Source organism: Cohnella terricola (genome assembly GCF_007786475.1).
In the GTDB taxonomy this organism is placed as follows: Bacteria; Bacillota; Bacilli; order Paenibacillales; family Paenibacillaceae; genus Cohnella; species Cohnella terricola.
This window is the reverse complement of sequence record NZ_VNJJ01000026.1, coordinates 1-12,107: the sequence shown is the minus strand read 5'-3', so window position 1 is coordinate 12,107 and position 12,107 is coordinate 1. Positions and strand designations below refer to the sequence as shown.

At 51.5% G+C, this 12,107-nt stretch carries 11 protein-coding genes, 1 tRNA gene and 1 rRNA gene; all 13 read right to left on the bottom strand.

Annotated features, from left to right (window positions below; translation table 11 throughout):
• Window positions 1–119: 119 nt before the first annotated feature.
• Entirely contained in the window at window positions 120–1,211 is a 1,092-nt protein-coding gene (locus FPZ45_RS24240) for a hypothetical protein (protein ID WP_144707241.1), read from the bottom strand.
• Between the two features lie 135 nt (window positions 1,212–1,346).
• Window positions 1,347–2,153: a YitT family protein gene (locus FPZ45_RS24235; protein ID WP_425457051.1), complete on the bottom strand. Its 807-nt coding sequence runs from the start codon at window positions 2,151–2,153 to the stop codon at window positions 1,347–1,349.
• 317 nt (window positions 2,154–2,470) lie between these two features.
• Window positions 2,471–2,620 carry a small acid-soluble spore protein P gene (locus tag FPZ45_RS24230; RefSeq protein ID WP_144707239.1) on the bottom strand — a complete coding sequence of 50 codons (150 nt, stop codon included), beginning with the start codon at window positions 2,618–2,620 and terminating at the stop codon, window positions 2,471–2,473.
• A 21-nt stretch (window positions 2,621–2,641) separates the two neighbouring features.
• Window positions 2,642–2,812, bottom strand: coding sequence for a hypothetical protein (locus FPZ45_RS25470; protein ID WP_186438553.1), 171 nt, complete (start codon window positions 2,810–2,812; stop codon window positions 2,642–2,644).
• A gap of 15 nt (window positions 2,813–2,827) precedes the next feature.
• Entirely contained in the window at window positions 2,828–3,175 is a 348-nt protein-coding gene (locus FPZ45_RS24225) for a hypothetical protein (RefSeq protein WP_144707238.1), read from the bottom strand.
• Window positions 3,176–3,851: 676 nt separating this feature from the next.
• A tRNA-Ser gene (locus FPZ45_RS24220) sits at window positions 3,852–3,940 on the bottom strand.
• Window positions 3,941–4,015: 75 nt separating this feature from the next.
• On the bottom strand, window positions 4,016–5,302 hold the full coding sequence (gene serS / locus FPZ45_RS24215) for a serine--tRNA ligase (RefSeq protein WP_144707237.1): 1,287 nt from the start codon (window positions 5,300–5,302) through the stop codon (window positions 4,016–4,018).
• Between the two features lie 3 nt (window positions 5,303–5,305).
• Window positions 5,306–5,881, bottom strand: a complete 576-nt coding sequence (pdxT, locus tag FPZ45_RS24210; RefSeq protein WP_144707236.1) for a pyridoxal 5'-phosphate synthase glutaminase subunit PdxT — start codon at window positions 5,879–5,881, stop codon at window positions 5,306–5,308.
• A gap of 98 nt (window positions 5,882–5,979) precedes the next feature.
• Window positions 5,980–6,861, bottom strand: a complete 882-nt coding sequence (pdxS, locus tag FPZ45_RS24205; protein ID WP_144707235.1) for a pyridoxal 5'-phosphate synthase lyase subunit PdxS — start codon at window positions 6,859–6,861, stop codon at window positions 5,980–5,982.
• A 178-nt stretch (window positions 6,862–7,039) separates the two neighbouring features.
• On the bottom strand, window positions 7,040–8,380 hold the full coding sequence (locus tag FPZ45_RS24200) for a D-alanyl-D-alanine carboxypeptidase family protein (RefSeq protein ID WP_186438552.1): 1,341 nt from the start codon (window positions 8,378–8,380) through the stop codon (window positions 7,040–7,042).
• Between the two features lie 119 nt (window positions 8,381–8,499).
• Window positions 8,500–9,957 (bottom strand): IMP dehydrogenase, encoded by a 1,458-nt coding sequence (gene guaB / locus FPZ45_RS24195; protein WP_144707234.1) that lies wholly within the window; start codon window positions 9,955–9,957, stop codon window positions 8,500–8,502.
• A gap of 150 nt (window positions 9,958–10,107) precedes the next feature.
• A complete protein-coding gene (locus FPZ45_RS24190; RefSeq protein ID WP_144707233.1) occupies window positions 10,108–11,337 on the bottom strand; it encodes a putative glycoside hydrolase in 1,230 nt (409 codons plus the stop codon).
• A gap of 658 nt (window positions 11,338–11,995) precedes the next feature.
• Window positions 11,996–12,107 (bottom strand): 23S ribosomal RNA (locus FPZ45_RS24185); the annotation flags it as partial.

Here is a 12,107-nt window from a genome sequence, read left to right as displayed (position 1 = left end):
CATTATAACAAGCGATTCTAAACAATAATTGAACAAGAACAGACCGGTTTCGACATGAGTGTGCACAAAAAAAGGGACCGCTGGACAATTTCCAGCGGTCCCTAATGTATTAAGTTGCCTTACAGGCTCGGATCGAAGCCTCCGAAGAGACCTCCCATTTCCGATTCCAAATCTTCCATGGTGATGACGTTGTCGCCTTTAGGCTCTCCAATGTCGAACTTCGGCTTTTCGTTGATTCCCGTAGTTTGGGATACGATTTTAATGCCCAAGCTTCCGGTCACCTCATCCGATTCGATTGCGGCGCTGATCGAAGCGTCTGTGTAAATCGGATAATCTTTCTTGTCGAGGCCGTAGTTGACTTTCAGATCGAACTTCTTGAGCTCTTTCTTCATATCGCCCAAAGCTTCGGAGATATCGCTGCTCTTCACGTCGGCAAGTTCTTTCTTCGCCGTGTCGAGGTCCTTTTGCTTCAAGTTGAGTAGATCGCGATACTCTTGGTTTTTCGACAGCAGCTCGATCACTTCCGGCGCGATCTTCTCGACGATCGCGTTGATCAGAGGCTCGATCTGCGTTTGGTCCATATGAAGCTGAATGACTTTTTTCACGTCCACGTCGGACGGCAAGCCTGCATCTTTAACCTTTACTTCGGACAGATACTTATCTTCTTCAATATGCTTGAAAATGATGGCCATCAGATCGCTCGTGAATTTCTGAGACTTGCTCACGTCCATTTTAGGCATCGGTTGGCCGGATTCTTCGGCAAGCTTCTCAAGATCCAGCTCGATAAATTTATTTAAAACAGTCTCAGGAATCGGAAGCATCGGAATGTTCGGGATCTTCACCCAAACCTTCTTCTCCGTCATGACGACGGGGATATTGAACGTAATCGCCAGATCGCCCTTCAATGCCAATTGAAGGTTGACTTCCATCAGCAGCGGATCCGCTTGGTAAGCGCCGGTCCAGGAAAGCTCCGCGCTCTTCAGCGCATTCACGATGGCAGCCGCTTCGGTGGCGTTCAAGTCTTCATCGGGGAAGTTGAAGTCATCGATCTTCATGCTCCCTTTGAAGTTGTAAGATTTAATATCCGCCGATTTGGTAATCGACGATTGAAGCACGTCTCTCGGCGATTTGTCTTTGCTGCAGCCGCTGAGAACCAGGGCAACGGTCATCATCACCGCAAGAATGGCGAAACCTAATTTACGCTTAAACAAAGTGCAAAAACCCCTTCCAGTTAATCTTATGATTGTAGAAAATCAAACAAAGTACATTGTATCTCAATTTCGCGGAAGCGAAAAGGCTTTTCATGTTAAAGTTTTGTTAAATATCGCCATTGTGCGCTATTGCTGTTAATGGATGTCTTTCTTCTTGAATCTGCCGCCTTTGACATCGTGAATGTTGCCTACGGCTAGGAACGCGCCAGGGTCAAGTTCGGTTACGATCGTTTTCAGCTTCGCTTCTTCCAAACGGTTAATGACGCAGAAAATCACCTTTTTCTGATCGCCGGTATAGCCGCCCTCTCCATGCAGGAAGGTCACTCCGCGTCCTAGACGCGCCGTGATCGCATCCCCGATCTCCTTGTGCTGATCGCTGATAATCCAGCAGGATTTCGATTCGTCGAAGCCTTCGATCGTCAGATCGATAACCTTAAACGCGATATAGTATGCAATCATGGAATACATCGCGCGATCCCAACTATACACGAAACCCGCGCTTCCCAGAATAAACAAGTTAATGAACATTACCACCTGTCCCACGGAGAACGGAGACTTGCGGTTAAGCAGGATCGCGACGATCTCCGTTCCGTCCAGAGATCCTCCCGCGCGAATAACGATGCCCGTTCCCGCTCCCAGGAATATACCGCCGAACACAGCAGCGAGAAAGGTATTCTCTGTAAACGGTTCGATGGGATGAAGCAGCGTAGTCGAAATGGAAAGGACGATAACTCCGAAAAGGGTGGATAACGCGAAAGTCTTGCCGATTGTTCGGTAACCCAGGATAAGAAACGGAAGGTTGAGGACAAAAAGGAAGATCCCGATCGGAAGGCCCGATAAATACGAGGACATAATGGAAATACCGGTAACGCCGCCGTCGATAATGGAATTGTTAACGAGGAAAATCTCTAGAGCTACGCCAACCAGAACCGCTCCGATCATGATAAATATTATTCGTCGGGCGATCTCCCAGGGGGTTTGTTTGTGATGTCGGATCGCGGCCGGCGCGCCGGGCGGTCCCAAAGATGTAGTGGCATCGGTCATATACAAGTCCTCCTCATTTTTTTCATATTTTCATTATACCAATCCAGATACTAGGGGTAAACCGCCGGAAGACGGATCGACCGATGGAGAAGTCTCAATATAACCATTGTATGCTATTAAAACGGGCGGCGGAACGAATCAAGAAACGCGATCTTGACGAATTCGGAGAACGCAAATAATCCCGGCATAATGCCGGGATTCAAACTGCGGAGGAATTAACCTTCCCCGTTGTTATGTCTCGTATGGTTGCGGTTCTTCACTTTCTTCGAGCCCGATAACGGCTCGTTCGGCTGATGGTCGACCGTCGAATGGCGGGAACTGTGCTCTTCGGGCCTCGGCACGGGCTGCGACTTCGGTTTGCTCATTGCGGGCCTCCTTAATTCAGATTAGTAATGCTCTAGATCGGTCGTATGATCGTGATTCAGCGCGTCTTGATGGCGGCGATCGTTTTTCTGCTGCCGTTGCTGCTGGGCCTGATGCGAATTGACAGGCTCCTGTGCCAGGTCTTCGACTACATTGCTTAGATTTTTATCCGGAAAACCGTTCGAATCGGACAACTTCATAACCCCTTTCTAAGCATGTGTATAATGATGCAGCGCTTGCGCGGTCTCATGCAAGTGGCGACGGTAATCGCCGATCAATTGTTGAATCGGGTCCGGCCGTTCGTCTACGGTTTGGCCGTCCTTCTCCACGTCCTTCAGTTGAATATCGATCTCCCGGCTGTCGACATACTTGACCGCGAAGTCGAATTCCATCATCGTTCGGCCAGCCGTCTTGATATGAACGTGAATCGCGCTCGGATCGGTTCCGTCTCCGTAGACATCGGCCGTATCCCCTTGGGTCAGCCTTTCGGGTAACGTCCTTTTCCAAGCATCGACCAAGTCCTCTTGCGGAACAGTCAATTCATCCTTGCTTGCCATCAATGAACACCTCCACGTTCGTTAGGTTAGCCCATTGTCGTTTTCTTATGCGGAACCCTGCAACGTCCGTAAATGCAAAAAACCGATTCCTTCTCAGGAATCGGACTGTTTTTTGCTTATGGCGGAGAGAGTGGGATTCGCTCCGTCGCTGCGTGAGGACTAATTGCTCCTCACGCTTATTACGACTATCACGCCGGGGCCTACGAACATGCCTTTTGGCATGTCCGCTTAACGGCCCGTTCGAATCCCACCGCCATATGCAAAAAACCGATTCCTTCTCCGGAATCGGACTGTTTTTTGCTTATGGCGGAGAGAGTGGGATTCGCTCCGTCGTTGCGTGAGGGCTAATTGCTCCTCACGCTTATTGCGACTATCACGCCGGGGCCTACGAACATGCCTTTTGGCATGTCCGCTTAACGGCCGGTTCGAATCCCACCGCCATATGCAAAAAACCGATTCCTTCTCAGGAATCGGACTTGTTTTTTGCTTATGGCGGAGAGAGTGGGATTCGCTCCGTCGTTGCGTGAGGGCTAATTGCTCCTCACGCTTATTGCGACTATCACGCCGGGGCCTACGAACATGCCTTTTGGCATGTCCGCTTAACGGCCCGTTCGAATCCCACCGCCATATGCAAAAAACCGATTCCTTCTCAGGAATCGGACTTGTTTTTTGCTTATGGCGGAGAGAGTGGGATTCGAACCCACGTGGGCTTGCACCCTAACGGTTTTCAAGACCGCCCCGTTATGACCGCTTCGGTATCTCTCCACGAATGGCAGACGACTCACCCGTGAAGGTTCGACCGATACTGCCCACTCATCATATCATAACCGTTAAGGAGACTCAACCCCTGCGCGGCCCGATAACATCCAATCCGCCCATATACGGCTTCAGCGCTTCCGGTACTTTAATCGTACCGTCCGGCTGTTGGTAATTCTCTATAATCGCCGCAACCGTACGACCGAGAGCAAGGCCCGACCCGTTAAGGGTATGCACGAATTCCGGCTTGGCGCCGTTCTCCGGACGATAGCGAATGCCAGCTCTGCGCGCTTGGAAATCCTCGAAGTTCGTACAGGAAGAGATCTCGCGATACGTGTTCGCACTCGGAAGCCAAACCTCGAGGTCGTACGTCTTCGCCGAGCCAAAGCCCATGTCTCCCGTACAAAGGGCAAGCACCCGATATGGCAGTCCAAGCAATTGAAGAACTTTTTCCGCGTGACCGGTCAGCTGTTCCAACACCTCGTAAGACTTGTCTGGCGCTACTAACTGTACAAGCTCCACTTTGTTGAATTGATGCTGGCGAATCAAGCCCCGCGTATCCCGGCCCGAAGCGCCGGCTTCCGAACGGAAGCACCCGCTGAACGCGACGAACGCTTTCGGCAAGTCATCCGTCGACAGGATTTCCTCGCGGTGGAAGTTCGTGACCGGAACTTCGGCCGTCGGAATGAGGAAATAGTCCGTTCCTTCGATTTTGAACAGATCTTCCTCGAACTTTGGAAGCTGGGACGTACCGACCAAGCTATCGCGATTGACGATGTATGGCGGCAGAATCTCTTCGTAGCCGTGTTGATCCGCATGGAGATCCATCATGAAGTTGATGAGAGCCCGTTCAAGACGTGCGCCTAATCCTTTGGCGAAAACAAATCGAGAGCCCGTCACCTTGGCCGCGGCTTCGAAATCTAATATGCCAAGCTCCGTTCCGATCTCCCAGTGCGGCTTCGGTTCGTATTCGAATCGAGTCGGTTCCCCGACCACGCGAATCTCTACATTGTCCCCTTCGGAAGCGCCCACTGGCACGCTCTCGTGAGGCACGTTAGGAATCGACAGCAGTAGCTTGTCCATCTGCTCTTCGATCTCCCGAACCTCTTCGTCGAGAAGCTTGATCCGGTCGCCGACGTTACGCATCTCGGCGATCAGATCGTCGGCATTCTCGCGATTTTTTTTCAACTTGGCGACTTCTTGGGATACGGTGTTGCGGCGATTTTTGAGCTCTTCGCTTTCTGTCAGCTTCTCCCGGCGGCTCACGTCCAATTGCGGAAAGTCCGCGATCAGATCCAACGAAGCGTTGCGGTTCTTGAGGGCTTGCGCGACTTTGTCATAGTCGTTGCGAAGCAGCTTCACGTCCAACATGGATTATTGTCCCCTTTCCTTGGCCATACGGATGAACAGTTCATGGAGTCTGTAGTCATCGGTTAATTCGGGGTGATAGGAGGAAGCCAGCAAATTCCCCTGCTTCGCCGTTACGATCTCCCCGTTATAGATAGACAACACTTCGACTCCTTCTCCGACCTCTTTAATAAGCGGAGCGCGAATGAACACCGCACGCAGAGGAGTGTCGATTCCCTTCACGTCGAGATCCGTCTCAAAACTTTCCCGCTGGCGTCCGAACGCGTTGCGTGCCACGGTCATATTCATCAAGCCGAGATGAGGCTCTTCATTGCCTTCCAGCCTTTCGGCCAGCACGATCATTCCCGCGCATGTCCCGAATACGGGATTACCCTGAGCAGCATACTCGCGGATAGCTTCGATAAAACCGTATTTGCGCATGAGCTTGCCGATCGTCGTGCTCTCGCCGCCTGGGATGATCAACCCGTCAATCTCGGACAATTGCTCGACCTTCTTGACGGCAACGCCTGTGCCGCCGGCCAGTTCAATGCTGCGTATATGTTCAGCGACTGCGCCCTGCAACGCCAATACTCCGATGTTCATATGGCCTCTTCCTTCTTCCGTACGCGAAGTAATAAAATCTCGAGCGGCCCCCTGCGGCACGATAACGTGCCGTATGGAAGCCGCTCGATGAAGTGATCTTACAGACCGCGATCTTGCATCCGATCGGAAGCATGCAGCTTGGAAATATCGATTCCTCTCATCGGCTCGCCCAAATCTTTGGAAACGCGCGCGATCAAAGCGTAATCCTCATAATGAGTCGTCGCTTCGACGATGGCGCGGGCGAATTTCTCGGGGCTGTCGGATTTGAAAATACCGGAACCGACGAATACGCCATCAGCGCCAAGGTGCATCATCAGTGCCGCGTCGGACGGAGTCGCGACGCCGCCGGCTGCGAAGTTCACGACCGGCAAGCGTCCAGACGTGTGCACGCCCAACAGCAGATCGTAGTTTACGCCAAGAACTTTAGCTTCATTGTACAGTTCGTCTTTGGACAGGTTCTGGATGCGGCGAACTTGACCGGTAATAATCCGCATATGGCGAACGGCTTCGACGATGTTGCCCGTTCCCGGTTCACCTTTCGTACGAAGCATCGACGCGCCTTCTTGAATCCGGCGCAGCGCTTCGCCCAAGTCCTTCGCTCCGCATACGAACGGAATGGTAAACGTGGATTTATCGATATGGAAAACTTCGTCCGCCGGAGTCAGAACTTCGCTCTCGTCGATGTAATCGACGCCGAGGGATTCCAACACCTTAGCTTCTACATAATGACCGATCCGCGCTTTCGCCATGACCGGGATGCTGACGACTTTCATGACTTGCTCGACGAGCTCTGGGTTCGCCATACGGGCGACACCGCCTGCTGCCCGAATATCCGAAGGGACTCTTTCCAAAGCCATAACGGCGGTAGCGCCGGCGGCTTCCGCGATTTTAGCTTGCTCGGCGCTCATAACGTCCATGATGACGCCGCCTTTTTGCATTTCGGCCATGCCGCGTTTTACTCTCGAAGTACCTGTTTCCATGGTTTCATGCCTCCCGAAGATTCTAAACATAAATTTTACATGAAGTAGGTGCAATACACAACCATATAAGTCGGGATCAAGTAAAACGGCTTCGCCGTCCTTGGGACGGCGGCACACGTTTGTATCGAGCAATCAGATAGGTAATATGGATGTACAAAACATATAACTTCTGATTGTTTTAGAAAAGATCTACAATCCCTTGGAACAGTCCGGAGAAGAAGTTGCCGATGGCGCGGAACATCAATCTCCACCAGCTTGCCTTGTTGACTTCTTCAGAAGCAATCAGATCAATCGTGACCGTCTTATCTTCTAACGTGGACGGATCCTTGTATTTATAAGTAACCGTTCCGACTTTGTCGCCTTGTTGAATCGGCGCCACAAGCGGATCCTGGATGCTCTTTACTTCCTGAACGACTGTCTCAACGGTTCCGCCTTTCGGGATAAGGATTGTCAGATCCGTAGCCGTAACGACCGGAACCTTCGTCGCTTTACCCTTCTTGACTTTCAGCGTCTCGTGTTCAGCCACTGGGGCTTTAGCCTCGATGATGGTTTTCTTCTCGAAGCTCTTAAAGCCGTAATCGAACAGCTTGGCCGTCTCCAAGAAACGTTTGCCGTCATTCAGCCCGCCGGGTACACCCATGACAACCGCGATTAGGCGGGTTCCGTCGCGCAGCGCGGTTCCGGTAAAGCAGTTGCCAGCTTTACTGGTATGTCCAGTTTTCAATCCGTCTACGCCTTCATAGGCGAATTTGCGAAGCGTAGGGTTATTTTTATTGGAGCCTAGCATCCAGTTCCAGTTCTTCATCGGCGTCTTGTCGCGGGGACGAAACTTATATTCTTGAATCTTCGACATTTCAAGAAATTCCGGGTCGTCCTTTAAGATATGGTATGCAAGAATAGCCGAATCTTTCGCGGACATCATGGTCTCGCCGTCGATAGATGTCGGCCGGTATTTCTCCGGCATATCCGCGCGATCAAGACCCGTTGCGTTAATGAACCGGGATTTCGTCATGCCGAGCTCGGCCGCCGTTTCGTTCATCATCTTGACGAACGCCTCTTCGGAACCCGCTACTTCCTCGGCAAGCTGGACCGTTGCATCGTTAGCCGAATAGACGGCCATCGCAATGTATAACTCCTTAATCGTATGTTGATCTCCTTGAGCCAAGAGAATTCGGCTGCCGATCTGTTTCGCCGCGTTCTCGCCGACCGTGACTTTATCGTCCCATGACAGCTTGCCTTGTTTGATGGCCATGGAGACCAGATACTCCGTCATCATTTTCGACATGCTCGCGGGAGGGTTAGGATCGTCCGCATTGTATTGATATAGGATCTGTCCGGTTGATGCATCCATTAAGATCGCAGATTTGGCTTCCAATTGGGGAGCTCCTGGAACTTCATCCGCAGCCGATGCTATAGAAGACAGACCGAACAGAAACAAGAGGTGGACAACAACGACAGCGGCGACGAACCGCTTCGACAGGAATGCTTTCGGAAATGACAATAGATGATGGCGATTCAACGCATTCTCCCCTTTTTCGATAATAAAATACCTTTCCTATTGTAACATAGGCTTAACAAAGGAAAAAGCCGAAGGGCGGAATAATTCCGCCTTCGGCTTCAGGTTTGTGCATCCAATAATTACATGGAGTAGTTAGGCGCTTCTTTCGTGATTTGAACGTCATGCGCATGGCTCTCCCGAAGGCCGGCACCGGAAATCCGAATGAATTGCGTATCGTTCTTCAATTCCTCGATCGTAGCCGTTCCGCAGTAGCCCATGCCCGAGCGCAAGCCGCCGATCAGCTGATGGATGACATCCTTCAGCGGGCCTTTGTAAGAAACGCGGCCCTCGATCCCTTCCGGTACGAGCTTGCTCTCGTTCTCCTGGAAGTAACGGTCCTTGCTGCCTTCCTTCATCGCTCCGATAGAGCCCATTCCGCGATAAGACTTGTATCGGCGACCTTGGTAAATCTCGAATTCTCCCGGACTCTCTTCCGTGCCCGCGAACAAGCTTCCCAGCATGACGCAGCTCGCGCCAGCGGCAATCGCTTTGGCGATTTCCCCGGAATATTTAATGCCGCCGTCCGCAATGATCGGAACGTTATACTCACGCGCTACGGTCGCGCAGTCGTAGATGGCTGTGATTTGCGGTACGCCCATGCCCGAAATAATCCGCGTCGTACAGATCGAGCCGGGACCCATACCGACTTTAATCACGGAAGCACCAGCTTCGATCAGATCGCGCGTGCCTTCTCCCGTAGCGACGTTGCCCGCTACGATCGTCAAATCCGGATACTTCTCCCGGATCTTGCGGACCATTGTAGCGATATCGATGTGGTGACCGTGCGCCGAGTCGACGACGAGCATGTCAACTCCGGAATGCACCAGCGCCTCCACGCGCTCGAACGTATCCTTGGATACGCCGACCGCGGCGCCAACCAACAGTCGTCCGTGCTGATCCTTCGCCGCGTTAGGGAACTGGATCGCTTTCTCGATATCTTTGATCGTAATCAGACCCTTGAGCGTATTCGTCTCGTCGACGAGAGGCAGCTTCTCGATCTTGTGGCGCTGCAGAATGCCTTCAGCCTGCTGCAGGGTCGTGCCTACCGGAGCAGTGACGAGATTATCTCTCGTCATGACATCGTTGATCTTGATCGAATAATCGTGTACGAAGCGCAAATCCCGATTGGTGAGAATACCCACCAGCTTGCCTTCGTTATCTACGATTGGTACTCCGGAGATCCGGTATTTGCCCATCAGTTCTTCTGCATCGTATACATGATGCTCAGGCGTCAAGGAAAAAGGATTTGTGATAACCCCGCTCTCCGAGCGTTTCACCCGGTCGACCTCTTCCGCTTGCTGCGCGACGGACATGTTCTTATGAATGACGCCGATGCCGCCTGCACGTGCGATCGCGATCGCCAAAGCCGATTCCGTGACTGTGTCCATCCCCGCGCTGATCAACGGAATATTGAGCTTTACCGAAGGACTCAGAACAGTTGATACGTTGACGTCCCTTGGAAGTATGGAAGATTTCCTTGGAACGAGCAGCACGTCATCAAATGTAAGACCTTCTTTGGCGAATTTGTTCTGCCACACTGCGAATTACCCCCTCATGCCGGTACTTATCCGGTTAATGTCTCCGATTAATTATCGTCAATCTTAGCAGAGGCGCCATAGGCTGTCAAGCACATTCGAGTCGTGGAAAACCGCACCATATCAGCATTCTTCAACCTATTTCTCCTGCCTCTAGGTTGTGATTATTGGGTACCTGCTCGACGAATTCCATAGCATATATGAGCGGAGTCCTGCATGGCGCGCGGCAACGATCTGTTCCCGGATTTGCGCTTCCCCGTATTTCTGATGGGGGTCGATCCAGCCGGCCGTAAATCCTTGCAGCCATGGCCGGATCTTCGCGGTCGACACGCCTTGCTCATTGAGTCTTCGATTTCGCTTTATGGCATCTTGCAAAGCATGCTTTACGATTGGGCCGGGGGTTAGATCGGGATGACGAATGCCCCACATTCCTTTCGAGTAGTGGGAAGGATAAATCATCGGCGAGATAACGTCCACCTCTTTCGCGATCTTGCCCCACTTTTGTCCTATACCCATATCGTCGTTCGATGAACCGACCATCCCGAAGACGTCGGCCGATACTCGTATTCCATTTTGATGAGCCCTATGGTTGGCCCGGTGAAGAAACCGACGGATTGCCTCTTCTTTCGTCCAGCCTTCCGGATTGGCGTATTGGACCTCCCGGTCGATCTTCTTAGCATTTTCCGGAAATCTGACGTAATCGTATTGCACTTCGTCGAATCCGAGCCGAGCGGCTAGCTCGGCAAGCGCCAGCGGATACTCCCAGCTTTCTTGGCTGTAAGGATCGATCCAAGGCGTCCCGTTGCGATCTTTCCATAACGTTCCGTTCTTCTTCCTGATCGCCCACGACGGTGCTGCGTTCGCAAGCTCCGGGTTCTTGAACGTTACGATTCGCGCAATCAAGTAAATATCCCGTCGCTTCAGATTGCGGATGACTTCCCGGTACTGTCTCGCAGCTTTCCTGTTGGAAAGCACTGGGCGCATTGCAGCTTTATTCTTACCTCCCTGCCGTTCGGGAATCGTGAGCGCGATTCCGCTATTGAAGTCAAGAACCATCGCATTTAGTTCCGTCTTGTTAACCAATTCGATTAGTCCGCTCATTCGACTGCTGTTCGCCACATGGGAGGAAACGTAGATCGCCCTTACGGGCTTAGTCGCCGCCAATAGAGATACGGGTCGCGAATCTTCCGCATGGCCTTTCGTTCTTGCTTCAAGCTTGACCGGGTTGCTTGGTTGATTAAATGTCTTCCGAAGGCCCTGCTCCAGTCTACGCATGTCTTTATTCGCATTCGGAGTATCGGCCATGCATCCGGTGATGGCGTAGGATAATGCTAATAATGCTATGATCAGCTTGTGTAATCGTCTCTTGTCGCGTTGCTTCATTGCCGTATGACGCCTCCCCAAACCAGAGTAACGGTATTGTTTGCATCTGGAGGGAATGCTCAGCGTTTGAGTTTATGGGAGCTCAGGAGGAAATTGCATTTGCGCTCATTAGTTGTATTTCGTACAACTAATTAGGCTGGTTGGGCAGTCGGAGGGGAATTAGTTGTATTTTGTATAGCTAACTCGGGTGGTTTAGTGGATACGGAGCAAAATGGGGCCGATTTAAGTGTAGAAAATGCAACTAATGTGCTTTGACCACGCGAGATCAGTGTAATTACTTGCAGAAAATACAACTAATCGCGGATGCGCAGAGGGGCAGCGTATGGCGTGATTCATAGTTAGTTGTATTTCGTACAACTATTTCGAGCGGTTGGGCGGTCTGATGGGAATTAGTTGTATTTCGTGCAGCTAATACGGGTGGTTTAGTGGATACGGAGCAAAATGGGGCGATTTAAGTGTAGAAAATGCAACTAATGTGCTTTGGTCACGCGAGAACGGCGTAAATACTTGCAGAAAATGCAACTAATTGAAAACAACAAAAACACCCTCCGGGTCGGAGAGTGTTCTATATTCGGCTTATGCCTTGAAAACCGGATACGAAACAAAAGTGTGGAGCGAAAGAAAGGTGAAGTATCATTGTCTTACTGGGCCAACCTGTTAGGATAAGCCCTCGACCGATTAGTACTCGTCAGCTCCACACGTTACCGCGCTTCCACCCCGAGCCTATCAACCTGGTGTTCTTCCAGGGGTCTTACGAATTGGGAAATCTC